Source organism: Comamonas sp. C24C, assembly GCF_053345995.1.
Window position 1 is genome coordinate 86,396 of the sequence record NZ_JBKFBC010000010.1, and the last position, 15,116, is coordinate 101,511.

Genomic DNA, 15,116 nt, shown 5'->3' on the forward strand with positions numbered 1-15,116 from the left:
GGTTATCACAATATTCGCAGGCGTTTCAAGCAGATTCTGTCTTGGGCGCTTGCTCTTCCTGCAACTCGATTGAGCACTTTGCCCAGCCTACTGTTTCCACATTCCGTGGAAAGAACGCAGCATCTGTCGCGCAGAGGCATGCTTTTGTATGGCTCTGCGATTGTCGGGGGCTGGGCGCTGCAGAAGGGCTTTGAAGCCGTTGCGTTGGATTTCGACAGTGAACGGCTGCAGAGCACCATGAAGTCGCGCTACGGCGGTGCCGGTGTGCAGAGGCTGGGGCAGTGGCTGGCGATGCTGCAGGCCCAGAAAGACAGGCCGCTGCAGCAGCAGTTGTCAGCCGTCAATACCTTCTGGAATCGCGCGGTGCTGCAATCGGAAGACAGCATGCTCTGGTCTCAGCCCGACTATTGGGCCACGCCGCTGGAGACGCTGGGCAAGGGAGCGGGAGACTGCGAGGACTATGTGATTGGCAAGTATTTCTCGCTGCAGCGCCTGGGGGTGGCGGTAGAGAAACTGCGCCTGATCTATGTACGCGCGCGCCTGGGGGGCGTGGGCAGTACGCAGAGCATTGCGCATATGGTGCTGGGCTATTACGAGACACCTGCTGCCGAGCCGCTGGTGCTGGACAGCCTGCTGGACAACATCATGCCGGCTAGCCAGCGCAAGGACTTGACTCCCGTGTTCAGCTTCAATGCCCAGGGTGTTTATGTCGCGGGTGCACAGACCACGTCAGTGGATCGAATTACGCGTTGGCGCGATCTGCTGGCGCGCATGAAGCAGGAAGGTTTTTTGCCATGAATGCCATGTTCCGCAGTGCAGGCAGCGAAGACATATTGAATGGTCGACACAGATAAGGCAGCAAGATGTCGTTGTTGAAACAACTTTTGATCAGCGTGACGGTGGCCATTGTGGCCATCTTGATTGGCACCCTGGCGTTCAGCATCGGTGCCGCGCGCCAGTATCTGGATGGGCAGCTGCAGTCCGAGAGCGAGAATGCCGCCTCGTCGCTGGCCTTGTCACTGTCGCAGCCGGCCAATCAGGACCCGGTCACGCAGGAGCTGCTGATGATGGCCTTGTTCGACGGTGGACAGTTCAAGCTGATTCGACTGGCCTCGCCCAAGGGCGAGACCTTGTTCGAGCGCCGGCGCGACAACGGCACAAGCGAGAGTTCTGCCGCTGCAGCTAAGCCCAGGCAAAGCGCTGCTCCACGGTGGTTTGTCGAGATGCTGCCGCTGCGCTCGCCCAAGGCCGAACGTGTGATCAGCGATGGCTGGAAGCAGGTCGGGCAGCTGACGTTGGTGGTGGACGACAGCTATGCCAGCCAGGCGCTCTGGGGCAGCAGCGTGCGTCTGGCGGGTGTGGTCGTGCTGGCCGGGTTGGCCTGGGCTTTCTTTGTGGTCTTGCTGTTTCGCTGGTTCCGCAAGGTCTTGCAGCAGGAGATCTCGGCACAGGTTCAGGCGATTGGCCGCCAGCCGGATGAGGCGGAGTCGGCGCAGCCCGCCAAAGCCGTTGTGGCCGAGCTGGTGCCGGTGCTCAGCGCCATTGCGGATACCCGTGAGCGGGTGCAGGCAACGGCGCTGGAGCAAATGGCACGTATCGAATCGCTGGAGATCGAGGTCAATCGTGATCCGGTCACCCAGCTGCCGAACCGCAAGTATTTCGTCAACGAGTTGCGTCGCGCGCTCAGCGGAGCCGATGGCCTGGCGGCGCATGGCCATGTGATGCTGTTTCGCCAGCGCGATCTGCTGGCCCTGAATGCTCAGATGTCGAGAGCCAGCGCCGATGCCTGGCTGGCGGCCATGGGTGAGCAGGTCAATCAGGTGTTGAAGAGTCATGCCGACTGCAAGGCTCAACTGGCCCGCCTCAATGGCTCGGACTTTGTGGTGCTCATGCCGGCCCTGGCGGGGCCTCAGGCCATGTCGCTGGTGCAACAGATCCGGCAGGTGCTGCTGTCCATGCGCGTGACCTTGAGCAGTGGTCAGTGGTGCCGCTGGAGCTTTGCCTTGACGGACTACTCGGCATCGAGCTCGGTGACTGGCGTGCTTGCACGGCTGGACTACGGTCTGATGCGTGCCGAGAGTTCGGGCCAGGCCGAAGTGGAATATGTGGCCTACGGCGATGATGAGGTGGTGTCCGATCTGGCCGGAGAAACCTTGTGGCGCCAGATGCTGATTGCGGCCCTGGAGGCGCAGGATGCGCTTTCCCTGTCGGTTCAGCCGCTGCAATTCAAGGGCCGAAACGGGATGCAGGAGCGCGGCGAAGCGTCGCTCTCGCTGCGCACGGCTTCCGGCGAGACCTTGATGGGGTCGCTGTTCCTGCCGGTGGCCGTGCGCCTGGGCCTGTCGGCAGAGTTCGATTTGCGAGCGGTGGCCCTTGGGGCGGCGTGGCTTGAGCAAAACGACTGCGAGCTGGTCATTCGAATCTCCTTGCCATCACTGGCCCAGCCCGACTTCCTGGGCCGCCTGCGTGAAGAGCTGAGTGCACAGAAGTGGGAGCATCACCTGTCCCTGCTCTGTCTGGAGCTGGATGCGCATGGACTGACGGCCTATCCCGATGAGGTGGCCGAATTCTGCCGGGCCATGGCATTGGCCGGTGTCGGCGTGGGATTGCGCCGTCTGGATCAGCAGCCCATCGGCCTGACCAAGCTCCACACCTTGCCGCTGCGCTATGTGAAGCTGGGCAGCGAGTTCTCGGAGCAGGCCGCCCAGAGCCCGGGTGCCCTGCATCTGCTGCAAGCCATCGCCGAGACTGCGACAGGACTGGGGATCCAGGTGATGGTCAACGACTCCGTCAATGCGGAGACTGCGCAACTGCTGCACCGGCAAAACGCGTTGACGCTGGCCGTCTGATCTCCAAACCGCAAAAAAAAGGGGCGCATGAGGCGCCCCTTTTTTGTGGGTCATGGGATCCTAATGGGTCGTGGTCTGATCGGCAATCTGGACTCGCCTGGCATAGCGCTGCGCCAGCACCGCGCATACCATGAGCTGGATCTGGTGGAACAGCATCAGCGGCAGCACGATCGCGCCCACGGACGCGGCAGGAAAGAGCACATTGGCCATGGGAATGCCGCTGACCATGCTTTTCTTGGAGCCGCAGAAGACCAGCGTGATCTCGTCTTCCTTGCTGAAGCCCAGGCGACGTGCGCCCCAGGTGGTGATGAAGAGCACGGCGGCCAGCAGAATGCAGCACAGCACGATCAAGCCCAGCAGCGAGGGAATCGGCGTCTGTTTCCACAGGCCGCTGATGACTGCGGCGCTGAAGGCGGCGTAGACCACAAACAGGATGGAGCCCTGGTCCACCAGCTTGATGATGGAAGCGCGACGCTGCAGGAAGCCGCCGATCACGGGGCGCATCAGATGGCCGATGACAAAGGGCAGCAGCAGCGTCATGGCAATCTTGCCAATGGCATGCAATGCATCGCCGCCTTCCGCATTCTTGTGCAGGATCAGACTCACCAGAATCGGCGTGACCAGAATGCCCAGCAAGGTGGAGGCCGATGCGCTGCACACGGCGGCAGGCACGTTGCCGCGCGCCATGGAGGTGAAGGCAATCGCAGATTGCACGGTGGCGGGCAGGGTGCAGAGAAACAGCACGCCGATATACATCTCGGTGGTGACCAGGGGCGAAAGCACCGGACGCAGTGCCAGCCCCAGAACGGGGAACAGCACAAAGGTGGCGATGAAGATCCAGATATGCAGGCGCCAGTGGCCTATGCCTGCCAGGATGGCCTGGCGCGAGAGTTTGGCGCCATGCAGAAAGAACAGCAGGCTGACGATGCCGGTGGTGACAAGTTCCACATATTCAGCCACCTGGCCCGAGGCGGGCAGAAAGCTGGCGAGGATGACGGTGGCAAGCAGTGCCAGCGTGAAGTTATCGGGGAGAAAGCGGGGGCGAGACATATTCTTGAGCTGAAGCCATCCATGCAAGGCACCGGGTCGGTGCGCGATGGCTGCGTATTGGACACGCAATCCATTTAAAAGAGAAATGGATTTATTCGATAGACCTATAATTTTTTGATATGAATATCAGTCTGCGTCAACTGCGTGCCTTTGTGGCAGTGGCCCAAAGCAGCAGTTTCAGCCGCGCCGCCGACGCCCTGGCCCTGACGCAGCCTGCCGTCAGCCGTAATGTGACGGATCTGGAGCAAGCCATGGGTTTGCTGCTGCTGCATCGCACCACGCGTGAGGTGGAGCTGACCGAAGCCGGGCGTCTGTTGCTGGGCAATCTCTCGCGCGTGCTGGAGGATCTGGATGCCTGTCTGCTGGAGGTGCAGGGCCTGGCGACACAGCGCAAGGGCCGGGTCAAGGTGGCCAGCAGTCCCACGCTTTCCGCCCACCTGATGCCGCAATGCATTGCACGTGGCAGGCAGCAGTCGCCGGGCGTCAACATCCAGTTGCTCGATCGCATTCAGAGCGATGTGCTGCTCAGCGTGCGCAGCGGCGAGGTGGATTTTGGCGTGGTGATCGACCCTTCCGAGAAACAGGATCTGCATGCGCAGACCATTCTGGCCGAGCCCTTTTGTCTGGTCTGTCTTTCCTCGCATGGCCTGGCACGCAAGAAAGAGGTGCACTGGGCACAGTTGGCGGGCGAGTCCCTGGTGCTGCTGGACCATGCATCGGGCAGTCGCCGCCTGATCGATGCCGCGCTGCAGGCCCATGGCGCGGCTGCATCGGTGGTCCAGGAGGTGGGGCATACGACCACCATCTACAGCATGGTGCAGCAGGGTCTGGGTCTGAGCGTGGTGCCGCGTCTCGCCATTCCTTCGGCCTGGGCTGCTCAGGCCGCCACTGCCGCAGCGGCTGGCAGTGCGGTCCTGGTCAGCCGTCCCCTGGTGCCCCGGGTGCAGCGCAGCATCATGCTGGTCAAGCGCCAGCAGCGTGAACTATCGCCCGTCGCGCATCTGGTCTGGGATCTGATTGCGGCAGAGGCCGTCAGCCTGCTGGACGAATAGCCGCTCAGGGTCTGAGCACGATGCGCGAATCAATCACCAGCCCCTGCGGTTGCGGAGCGACATAGACCGGCTGGGGCGGGGCGATGTACACGGGCTGGGGCGCATGGTAGGCCGCAGGACGGCTCCTGCACTTGCGCTTTTCCTTGTACTCGCCATTGCTCTTCCACTTGCGCTCCACTTTGCACTGGCCATCCCAGTACTCTTCCTTGTGCTCGCGCTTGTGGTGATGGTGATGATGGCGGTCATGTGCCAGGCTGGTCAGAGGCGTGGCAATCAGCGCCATGGGCAGGCAGATGGAGACAAGAGCAAGGGTTTTCTTCATTCTGGGTAGGGCAGTCCAGGGCTGGAGCCATGGCTGCATCGGTGTTCAAAACGCTGCGAGCATAAGCGCAATGCACCGACGAGACTGTATCAATTCATGAGCGCAATTCGCGCTGTGGCTGTGCCTTGAGCGTGGGTTGCCATTCCATGCTTGTAAAAAATATGAGCACCTTATGCACGAAATACGGGAACTTCAGACTGTTTTCTATCTGAAATGGAGAACTGGAAGGCGGAAGAAGCTATGTATTAAGTAGCTTTTCATCAAAGGCTGTTTTGACGTGGACCGCGGTAGATACGAACCCGTGAATGCCATTGCATCCGGGTCCAGACATTCCTCCCGGGCCGCGGCGCCGGAATGCCTGCAGGCTGGTTCGATGATGGCCCTGATTGCCAGACAGTGCGGCACCATCAGCAGGGCGGTAGCAGCCATGCCATGGGGCGCAGAGTTCTTGGAGGGGGAGTGGGGGTGAGGCCGGTTGCAGCCTTGCTGCTCCGGCTTCCGCATGCCTGAGGGTGTCGGTCAAGGCTGACTGCCGACTCCGGGTGTGATGCAGCATCTGCCGTCCGGTGGCGCGAGCCTGCCTCAAGCGAATTCCGGTGCCAGAGCCCTGATGTTGGCGCGATGCTGCTGCTGAGCGGGCGCTTGCGCAGCGCCGAAGCTGGTGGTAGGGGCCTCCACCAGATCCACTGCTGATGCTTAGTGGCGGCGCTGCTGCGGCGCGGGATTGCTGTTGTTGGAGCGCTCGATGTGACGGAAGGTCAGGCGACCCTTGTTCAGATCGTAGGGAGACATCTCCAGCGTTACCTTGTCGCCTGCCAGCACGCGAATGCGGTGCTTGCGCATCTTGCCGCCGGAGTAGGCAATCAGCTGGTGGCCGTTGTCCAGCGTTACACGAAAACGGGCGTCCGGCAAAACTTCGTCCACTCTGCCTTGCATTTCAATCAATTCTTCTTTGGCCAAAACATTTCCTTTCAACAAAAAGGTCAGTTCAACTGGTTGTCCAGCACCATGCTGCGCCCTTCGGCGAGTGCATATTTGCTGGCCATGTCCGGGGTGTCGAACTGGCGGATAAATCTGAAAATCCGGTCATAGGTTCCGCGTCGGATGGAAACCGCTGCAGCAACCTTGCCGGAGTGAGTAATTTGGGTGAGGGCAGTCACAATGTAGTTGCCGACACGCTCTGTGATTTGTTCTGTGTGCATATCGAGTCAACGGGCGGCACGAACCCTGAGCAGGGCATGCCGTCCAATGAAAAATGAAGGAATCCGGCTCTGATGAGTCGGGATCAAATAAGCCAGCCCGCTTGCGGGTGGCTCATGCTTCTTGCCAGGGAATGCTCTGGCTGTATGGAGCCGAGCGTGGGCAACGTGAGATCTGCCTGAGAGATGCTGCGCAGGGCAAGTGCCGCGCAGCAATCCAGAGATTATAAAGCATTGCTCTTTTATGCGCAAATCGTAATGAGTCGCGGCGCTGGCAGAGATGGTCCTCGGGCGGCCGGCCCTTGCGCATCGCGCGGCTGAAAGGCTGCACAGGGTGATCTATGGAGGTTAAAGCGCTCTTGGCACCCAGGTGGGAGTGGACTGCAAGACCGCAGCAGCGCTTGCTGCAGAGCTGAGAGGCTTGATCGTGGAAAAAAGGCTTGGCTAATAGGAGAGGGCCGCTGGCTAGCTAAAACGCTGCAGGCCCGTGCCTGTCAGCGCCCCACGATGAAGAGGCGGTACAGCGATTCGCTGCACCATGGGATGAATCATAAACGCAATTGAGAATCGTTCTCAAATAACCCTTTGAAATTGAGGACTAAGGGCTGATGAAGTGAAGGCCAAAGAGCCTGCCATGAACGCCGAGACCAAGGCATGCAGGCCGGCAAGAGAGGGCGACAGACGGAACGCGGCAGAGTGCCAGACAGCCAGAGTCAGGCCGGCGTGATCAATATTGCGGGTGCCTTTGCAAGAGGGCGGCTTGTGCAGGCTGCCGCTAATGGGTTGAGATCTTTGCCATCTGGCTGTCACATTTCAAAGGCAAGATGCGTAGCGCTGGGTTCTGGTTGTAGCACTGAAAGATGGCTTGACCCCTGGCGCCAATTCCAAAGCCTCGGCCTCAGTGCCGGGGCTTTTTGCTTGCCCGAAAACGCAGTCACAACGAATTGCTGGATTGCCGGGCTTGTCCCGGTCTACAGGATCTTGAACGGCAATTCCGCCTGCAGCCGAAGCTGATTCATATTGGCCTCGCCCTGGGCCTTGTTGGTGCGATGCACGCCGTAGCGCAGCTGCAAATTCAGATGCTTCGCCACCCCATGCTGCACCGTGTATCTGAGCAGAAGGTCGCGTTCCCAGTGCTTGCCCTGGGTTCCCGAATAGCCAAGGTAGCTGGCATACACGGCATTGAGACGGCTGTTGTCGATTCCGGAGCCTTTGGTGTAGGCAACGCCCGCGCTCAACCCCGGGGTGGCGATGGAACTCAGGTCCACATCGTATTTGAGTTGCCAGGACGCTTCGCGCGGGCCGTTGAAGTCGGACAGCTGCATGGCGTTCTCCAACCAGATGGAGCCGCGGTTCACATAGTCGAACGGATTGTTGCCGGTGACCTTCTGGTAGCCGAGGCCGAATCTGTGAGCGCCTGCGACGTAGCTGCTCATCAGGCTCCAGGTGGTGGTGTCAATCTCGCCAGACCTGGCCCTTCCGGTATCGGTGCTGCGATAGAGGTTCAGATTGAACGACAGCGCACGCTTGTCTGACAGAGGAAGCTTGTAGAAACTTCCGAGGTACGCGGTGTTCCAGTTATCCGCGTATTGTCCGTAGTAGCTGCTCAGCGTCAGGTTTGGAACGGGAGTGTTCCATGCTGCGCCTACAAAGCTGAAGGAGCCGCTGGTTACGCCCGAATAGTTGCCCAGCAAGTCGGCACCGTTCTTGCGCGCATTGCGGTCGGCCCAGCCGGTAAATCGCCCGGCCTGCAGCGTGAGTGTGGGAATGTCTCTGCTGATGACTTGCCAGCCCCGATTGCTTTCAGGCAGCAATCGGGTATCGGACGAACTGAAGATCGGTGTCTTGGTCCGCATCTCGCCCACTTTCAGTTCCGTGGAAGAGATTCGAGCTTTCAGTGCAGCGCCGGCACGACCAAAGCTATCTGCAATTTCTTGCCCATCCTTGGCCACGTAGCGAGGCGTTGCCCGTGCATGCTCGGCCTGCGTCCCCAGATTGACGGCGCCATAGGCATGTGCATCGAGCCCCAGACCCAGAACGCCCTGCGTGTAGCCCGATTCGTAATTGAGCATCAGGCCGTAAGCCGATTCTCGGGCCAGTGTCTGACCTCTTTGTCCGCTGGCCGCACGAAAGCTGCTTGCTTTCTGGTAGTTAAGCTGTTCCAGCAGCATGCGGTTTTGCATATGGAGTGCAGCGCCCTCGACAAAGCCTTTGGCGTCATCTTGTGCTCCGGCAACAGCGCCACCACTGGCGCATAGCATGACGGCGCTCAGTGCAGAAAGACGAAAAACACGGGCTCTCATCGGATGGATCTTTTCAGTGGCGGCTGCAGGCTCGATGCGCCGGATTTCATTGGCCATGGCGTGGCTCTCTGGATGTTCGAGCTGCGGTCTGGGCGCGTGCAGCGATGTCCTGGAAGCGCTGCCTTGCCTGTTCAGGCACATCATCCGGTACGGATAGCTGGGACAAGGGGCTGTCGCCGACCTGGATCAGCATCACCATGCCCATTGCATAGTGGGGCTGGCACTTGACGCCGTAAAGACCTGGCTCGGTCATGGTGACCGTGATTTCCTGATTGGTCTTGCCTCTGAAGGGCGTCGCGCCTGCCGGCGCCATCCCCGGGATGGATACCGCATCGTGCCCGCTGCTGGTCGCGAGGAACTTGACGCTGTCGCCTGCTGCGATCCTGACGAATTCGGGCTCGTACACCATGGCTCCGTGAGGACCTCGGTTGAGCATCTTGATTTCGACAGTTTCTGCTGCGGCGAAGTGCCCTGACAAACCGCAGGCAAGCAAGGCGGCAATACGGATGGAGCTGGGAGCAGGCATGAGGAACTTTCGGTTTTAGTGACTGGCCGTCGCTTGAAAGCGCAGCACGTGGCTTCCGTCTTCCGGATCCAGCAAGGCGCGCACCTGAACCTGAAAGACTTGCTGCAGCAAATCCGGATTCAGCACCTCCAGGGGCTTGCCCAGCTGAACCAGACGGCCCTGATGCATTACGGCCAGACGGTCGCAGGCCATGGCTTGGTTGAGGTCGTGCAGCGCGACCACCTTGGTGATGGGAAGCTCCCGGATCAGCTGCATCAGCGACAGCTGTTGGTGGATATCGAGGTGGTTGCAGGGTTCGTCAAGCAGCATCAACTGGGGCTGTTGCGCCAGGGCCCGTGCAATATGTGCTCTCTGGCGCTCGCCGCCCGACAAGGTGTTCCAGCGGCTGCCTGCCTTGGAAAGCAGGCCGACATCGCGCAGCGCATCTTTGACGATGCTCAGGTCGGCGGCCGACAAAGGAGCCAGCGCAGACAGCCAGGGCGTTCGCCCGAGCTCCACGGCCTCGGCCACGGTGATGGCATCGAGGGTGTCGGCGTCCTGCGCCACCAAGGCCAGCCGGCGCGCCACGGCGCGCCTTGGCAGACGCCGCAGTGCCTGTCCCCCCAGCAGCACCTCGCCCGAGCTGGGCTTGAGCACACCGGATAGCAGTCGCAGCAGGCTGGATTTGCCCGAGCCGTTAGGCCCTATGAGTCCCAGCATTTCACCCGGCTGCACTTGCAGGCAGACCTGCTGGACAATGGCTGTGCCACGCGTCTTCCAGCTGATATCACATGCTTCAAGCGCGACCATGTCCGGCTTGGCGAGGGTGTCAGGCGTCATGCATGACCTCTTCTGCCTCTAAGCAAAATGCCGGCAAACACCGGCGCGCCGACCAGGGCGGTGATGACGCCAATGGGCAGAACCTGTCCCTTGATCAGGGTGCGTGAAACCACATCGGCGGCAATCAGGAAGATGGCTCCGATCAAGGCGCTGGCCGGGATCAGGCGCCCATGGCGCACGCCAACCAGCAGACGGGCCGCATGAGGAATCACCAAGCCCACGAAGCCAATCGCTCCGACCACGGAAACCATGACGGCTGTCATCAAGGCAGCTGCCAGCAGCAGGGTCAGCTGCACGCGACGCACGGGCACTCCCAGTGCCGCGGCCGATTCGCTGCCGAAGGTGAATGCATCCAGAGAGCGGGCATGCATCAGACACACCAGCACTCCTGCCATAGCCACCGCTGCCGTCAAAACCGTATCGGGCCAGCGCACGCCACTCAGATTGCCGAGCAGCCAGAACATGATGCCGCGCGCCTGCTCGGCACTGCCGGACTTGGTGATGATTAACGATGTCAGCGCATTGAACAGTTGCGAGCCCGCAATGCCGGCCAGCACGATTTGCCCGCCATTACGCAGGCCGCCATTGCCAGCGGCATGGGCCAGCAAGGCCACCAGGGCAAATGCGCAAACCGCTCCGAGGAAAGCCCCGGTGCTCATCGAGACCAAGCCCGCCCCCAGGCCGGCGACCGAAACCAGCACGGCTCCCGTGGAAGCACCTGCTGAAATGCCCAGCAGGTAGGGCTCGGCCAAGGCATTGCGCAGCAGGGACTGCAGAACAACGCCGCAGACGGCCAGCCCGGCCCCGCAGCTGGCTGCGACCAGGGCTCTGCTCAGGCGGTAATTCCAGACAATGCCCGCATTGATGGGGTCTATGACGTAGCTGGTGCCCAGCATTTGATTTGCGAGCACCTGGTACACGATGCGCGCGGAGATATCGGTCTCGCCAATCGCTATGCCGGACACGATGGCCAGCAGCAGCAAGGCCGCTGTTGCGGCCCCAAGCAGGGCGGCGCGCAGCAGCCGGCCTGCCGGTAGAAGCGGTCTGGAAAGGCTCTGCGTGTAGGTATTCATGGCTCAGCGGCCGGGCAAGGTGCGCCGGCATGCGGACTTCGTTGATGCCTGGCTTATTTGGCGAGGCCTTCGATCTTCAGCACCGCATTGGCAATCTGCTCCATGCCGTCCACCTGGCGGATGGAGCCTTGCAGGGCGTCGGCGTCCACGATCACGATGCGGCCGTTCTTGACGGCATCCATGTGCTGGGTGACGGGATCCTTCTTGAGGAAGTCCAGCTTTTTCTGATAGTCGTCTGCAGGAAAGCGGCGACGGTCCATGCGGGCAACGATCAAAATCGAGGGATTGGTCCTGGCAATCGTCTCCCAGCCCACGGTCGGCCACTCCTCTGCGGATGTGATGACGTTGCGCAAGCCCAGAGCTTGCATCATGTAGCCGGCCACGCCGTTCTTGCCGGCCATATAGGGGTCGGCGGCCAGGTCTGCGCTGGAGAACCACAGTGCGGCAGACAGGTTCTGGAGCCCGGAGGATTTGACCTTGGCCACGGCCTGGGTCTGGCGATTGCTCAGCTCTTTGACCAGGCTTTCGCCGCGGTCCTCGACATCAAAGGCCTGGGCCAGCTGGCGAATGCTTTTGTACAGGGCTTTCACGTCGTAGCTGGCAGTACGCGTGCCGTCCGATCCCACGAGATTGTTCTTGCCTTCGCAGTCGGCTGGCATGGCATAGGTGGCGATGCGCAGATCATGGAATTGCTCGCGCGTGCCCACCACGCCATCCTTGCCCACCATCCATTCAAATTGCGAAACCACCAAGGCGGGGCGCTTGCCGAGGACCGACTCGAAGCTGGGAATGTTGTCGGACAGGCGTGGCACCTTGTCGTTGACGGCCTTGAAGCGGGGCTGTACCGGGTTGAACCAGAGCGCTGTTCCGACAACCTTGTCGCCCAGGCCGAGGGCATAAAGCATTTCGGTGCCGGCCTGACCTATGGTGACCACCGAGGTGGGCGCCTTGTCGAGAGTGAGGGTGTAGCCGCAGTTTTGCAGCTTCACAGGAAAGTCGGTTGCATGAGCGGAAAATGCGGTAGCGAGCAGGGCAGTGCTGGCAAGGCTTCGAAGCAGCATCGGAATATCTTTCCAGAAGCGGCGAAAAGCACCTTGGAAGACATAGCAGGACACGCGCCTGAACTTTGCCCTGAGTGGCAGCACGTTAGCGGAGCGATGAAATGCTCACTTCCCGGGCACCCCGCCGGCAATGAATGGTTGGTGCTCTGGCAGGTCTCCTGACTGGCAAATCATCGCTGGCTCATCGCCTTCCCAAACAGATGTTCAGTGGCTGTGTGATGGCTGGCTCATTGCCTACAGTTGCGGGGGCAGTTCCATTTCACGGGCCGGCCCCGAAGGTGCCTGACCACTGGATTCCCTCATGCATTCGTCGCTGCGCACGCATGTTCTTGCGAAACCAAAGTTGCGGTAATGTAGCTGATTTTGTAGCAATCAGTCCCAAGCCAAGACGACGAATGAGCTCGGGTTGCCTCTCCATGCCCCGCTTGCAAGACATTTCCATCCAGCGCGTTCGTGAATTGCATCAGGTTCACAGCTTTTTGCAAAGCGCACGTGTTTCCATGTTCGGCGGGCGCATCGCTTCACTGGAAATTCCCGAGGATCTTCGCCATTTCGAAGAGACCTACCTATCGGGTAGCGGCTGCATGCTGGCGGCTCTCGATGCTGACCAAAGAGTGCAGGCCACGATTGCCTGCCGGGACTATGACGGCAGATTTGCGCAACTGGATTTCGGACCGCAGAAGGTGGTCGAGGTCGTGCGCCTGTTTGTCGCGCCGCAATTCCGGCGCTCAGGCGTGGGGCAGGCGATGCTGGATGTGCTGATGCGCCATGCTCTGGCCCAGCAGGTGCAGGTGCTTTATCTGCACACCCATCCATTCCTGCCGGGAGCTCTTGAGTTTTGGCAAAGGCAGGGCTTTGCGGTGATCGAGCGTGAAGAAGATCCGCTATGGCAGACCGTTCATATGCAGCGTCTCATGTGAAGCTTGAGAGAGCTGTCCAAGGCTCGGGCTGTCGACCGGGTCCTCGACCTGCGCATTGGAAGCGGGCGTGAAATCGAGCATGTCTGCGCCAGACACCGGGTATGAATTGTTATGATATTGATAATTCGATATCAATAAAGCAAGCAACTTGTCCTCTCTGTCTTCTCCACCAGCAAATGCTGGCCGTCTGCAATCGATCGATGCGCTGCGTGGTCTCGTCATGCTGTTCATGTTGCTCGACCATGTCCGTGAAACCTTTTATCTGCATTTGCAGATTCCCGACCCCATGGTGGTGGCGGACACTCCGCCCGGCCTGTTTTTCCCGCGCATGCTGGCCCATTTGTGTGCGCCGGTATTCGTGTTTTTGACGGGCCTGGGGGCCTATCTGTATGCCAGCCGGCATGCCGGTGCTGCTCAGGCGCGCACCGCGTCCGGCTTTTTGTGGCGGCGCGGCCTGTTCTTGGTGCTGCTGGAGGTGACGGTCGTCAACTTTGCCTGGACCTTCCAATTTCCTCCCGCCAAGATCTTTCTGCAGGTGATCTGGGCGATCGGTCTGTCCATGCTGGCCCTGTCGGTGCTGGTATGGCTGCCACGCAAGGCCTTGCTGCTGCTGGGGCTGGTGCTGATTGCGGGGCACAACCTGCTCAATGGTCTGCATTTTCCTGCGGGCCACGTGATGCATATACCCTGGGCGATCCTGCATGACCGTGGCTGGCTGGAGTTGGCCGGAGTGCAGCTGCGCACGTCCTATCCTCTGCTGCCCTGGATCGGCGTGATTGCTCTGGGTTACGGCATCGGTCCGTGGTTTGGTAAAGCCTGTGATTCGGCGCAGCGCCGCCGCTGTCTGCTGATGGCAGGCATCGCCTCCCTGTTGGGCTTTGCGCTGCTGCGCACGCTCAATGTCTATGGAGATGCGCCCTGGCTGGCCGGTGCGAATGCGCTGCAGACACTGATGTCCTGGCTCAACGTCACCAAGTATCCGCCTTCGCTGTTGTTCCTGATGTTGACGCTCGGTATCGGCTTGCTGCTGCTGTGCGCCTTCGAGAACGCCGCAGGCCGCACCGGGTTGCAAATTCTGGCCACCTTGGGGGCCGCCCCCATGTTCTTTTATGTGCTGCACCTGTACGTGCTCAAGTTCATGTACCTGGCGGCAGTGGCGTTCTGGGGGGCCAACCAGGGACAGTTGTTCGGACTGAGCAGCCTGCTTTGGCTATGGGTGATCGCAGCGCTGCTGGCCGTGGCTCTGTATCCCGCAGCAAGCTGGTTTGCCGCACTCAAGCAGCGCCGGCGCGACATTACCTGGCTCAAGTACCTCTAGGATCGAGCCACGGCACAATACTGCCTCCTGTCGCTATTGACCCAGCCTCGCCACGATGAACACCTCCAAGCAACGATCCACCAAGCAGCGCGCGGCCATTGAGCAGGCCATGGCAGAGGCCGGCAGGCCGCTTGCGCCACAGGAGGTATTGGAGTTGGCGCAGGCAACCTTGCCCGGGCTTGGCATTGCGACCGTGTACCGGGCACTCAAGGCGATGGCCGAAGAGGGATTCCTTCATGAGGTGCACCTGCCCGAGCGCACCCCCATGTATGAGGTGGCAGGGCACGGCCACCATCATCATTTCCAATGCACGGTCTGCCAGCGGGTGTTCGATGTGCATGCCTGCCCCGGCAATCTGGCGAGTCTGGCGCCATCGGGATTTCTGGTCGACAGCCATGAAATCACGCTGTATGGCCGCTGCCGTGACTGCGCAGCCTGACTTCGCTGTCCACAGGCCATGGCCTGCCTGCGGTGTCGGTACCCGAGGAGCGCAGCGGGTGAGTTGACCGCTGCCAACTGCTTCAAGGCAGCCGTTCGCAGATGGATTTCCGGTGGCGGCAAAGAGCGCTTGGATGGCGTTGACAACGCTTGATACTTCCAATGTCGAGCGCTTTGTTTGCATTC

General features: G+C 60.6%; 15 protein-coding genes and 1 riboswitch. Of the genes, 6 read left to right on the top strand and 9 right to left on the bottom strand.

The features are described from left to right. Positions 1–69 precede the first annotated feature (69 nt). Together ACLBXN_RS18035 and ACLBXN_RS18040 are read left to right on the top strand one after the other, a co-directional pair. Positions 70–798 (top strand): transglutaminase-like cysteine peptidase, encoded by a 729-nt coding sequence (locus ACLBXN_RS18035; RefSeq protein ID WP_447613033.1) that lies wholly within the window; start codon positions 70–72, stop codon positions 796–798. A gap of 65 nt (positions 799–863) precedes the next feature. Then, positions 864–2,849, top strand: coding sequence for a LapD/MoxY N-terminal periplasmic domain-containing protein (locus ACLBXN_RS18040; RefSeq protein WP_447613034.1), 1,986 nt, complete (start codon positions 864–866; stop codon positions 2,847–2,849). Between the two features lie 60 nt (positions 2,850–2,909). Here the strand turns inward: ACLBXN_RS18040 and ACLBXN_RS18045 are convergent, their stop codons facing one another. Next, positions 2,910–3,899, bottom strand: a complete 990-nt coding sequence (locus ACLBXN_RS18045; protein WP_407713561.1) for a bile acid:sodium symporter family protein — start codon at positions 3,897–3,899, stop codon at positions 2,910–2,912. A gap of 119 nt (positions 3,900–4,018) precedes the next feature. Between ACLBXN_RS18045 and ACLBXN_RS18050 the strand changes: the two genes are divergently transcribed. After that, complete coding sequence (locus ACLBXN_RS18050; RefSeq protein WP_407713560.1) at positions 4,019–4,951, top strand: LysR family transcriptional regulator; 933 nt, start codon at positions 4,019–4,021, stop codon at positions 4,949–4,951. A gap of 4 nt (positions 4,952–4,955) precedes the next feature. On the opposite strand, the gene ACLBXN_RS18055 is transcribed toward ACLBXN_RS18050, so the two are convergent. The 8 genes from ACLBXN_RS18055 to ACLBXN_RS18090 form a co-directional block, all read right to left on the bottom strand. Then, on the bottom strand, positions 4,956–5,273 hold the full coding sequence (locus ACLBXN_RS18055) for a hypothetical protein (protein WP_043008290.1): 318 nt from the start codon (positions 5,271–5,273) through the stop codon (positions 4,956–4,958). 696 nt (positions 5,274–5,969) lie between these two features. Beyond that, positions 5,970–6,233 carry a translation initiation factor IF-1 gene (gene infA / locus ACLBXN_RS18060; RefSeq protein ID WP_003061434.1) on the bottom strand — a complete coding sequence of 88 codons (264 nt, stop codon included), beginning with the start codon at positions 6,231–6,233 and terminating at the stop codon, positions 5,970–5,972. A 23-nt stretch (positions 6,234–6,256) separates the two neighbouring features. Beyond that, positions 6,257–6,475: a hypothetical protein gene (locus ACLBXN_RS18065; RefSeq protein ID WP_447613035.1), complete on the bottom strand. Its 219-nt coding sequence runs from the start codon at positions 6,473–6,475 to the stop codon at positions 6,257–6,259. Positions 6,476–7,443: 968 nt separating this feature from the next. Next, positions 7,444–8,832, bottom strand: a complete 1,389-nt coding sequence (locus ACLBXN_RS18070; protein ID WP_447613036.1) for an OprD family outer membrane porin — start codon at positions 8,830–8,832, stop codon at positions 7,444–7,446. After that, positions 8,822–9,301, bottom strand: a complete 480-nt coding sequence (locus ACLBXN_RS18075; protein WP_447613037.1) for a pseudoazurin — start codon at positions 9,299–9,301, stop codon at positions 8,822–8,824. The genes ACLBXN_RS18070 and ACLBXN_RS18075 overlap by 11 nt, the downstream gene beginning before the upstream one ends. A gap of 15 nt (positions 9,302–9,316) precedes the next feature. After that, positions 9,317–10,120, bottom strand: a complete 804-nt coding sequence (locus ACLBXN_RS18080) for an ABC transporter ATP-binding protein (RefSeq protein WP_447613038.1) — start codon at positions 10,118–10,120, stop codon at positions 9,317–9,319. Next, on the bottom strand, positions 10,117–11,193 hold the full coding sequence (locus ACLBXN_RS18085; RefSeq protein ID WP_447613039.1) for a FecCD family ABC transporter permease: 1,077 nt from the start codon (positions 11,191–11,193) through the stop codon (positions 10,117–10,119). The genes ACLBXN_RS18080 and ACLBXN_RS18085 overlap by 4 nt, the downstream gene beginning before the upstream one ends. A 53-nt stretch (positions 11,194–11,246) precedes the next feature. Next, positions 11,247–12,182, bottom strand: coding sequence for an ABC transporter substrate-binding protein (locus tag ACLBXN_RS18090; RefSeq protein WP_447613040.1), 936 nt, complete (start codon positions 12,180–12,182; stop codon positions 11,247–11,249). 203 nt (positions 12,183–12,385) lie between these two features. Continuing rightward, positions 12,386–12,611: riboswitch (cobalamin riboswitch) on the bottom strand. Here ACLBXN_RS18090 and ACLBXN_RS18095 point away from each other — a divergent pair. From ACLBXN_RS18095 to ACLBXN_RS18105, 3 genes are all read left to right on the top strand, one after another. Next, complete coding sequence (locus ACLBXN_RS18095; RefSeq protein WP_447613041.1) at positions 12,578–13,174, top strand: GNAT family N-acetyltransferase; 597 nt, start codon at positions 12,578–12,580, stop codon at positions 13,172–13,174. It overlaps the preceding riboswitch by 34 nt. 148 nt (positions 13,175–13,322) lie before the next feature. After that, entirely contained in the window at positions 13,323–14,492 is a 1,170-nt protein-coding gene (locus ACLBXN_RS18100; RefSeq protein ID WP_447613042.1) for a DUF1624 domain-containing protein, read from the top strand. Between the two features lie 55 nt (positions 14,493–14,547). Next, positions 14,548–14,931, top strand: a complete 384-nt coding sequence (locus ACLBXN_RS18105) for a Fur family transcriptional regulator (protein ID WP_447613043.1) — start codon at positions 14,548–14,550, stop codon at positions 14,929–14,931. Positions 14,932–15,116 lie beyond the last annotated feature (185 nt).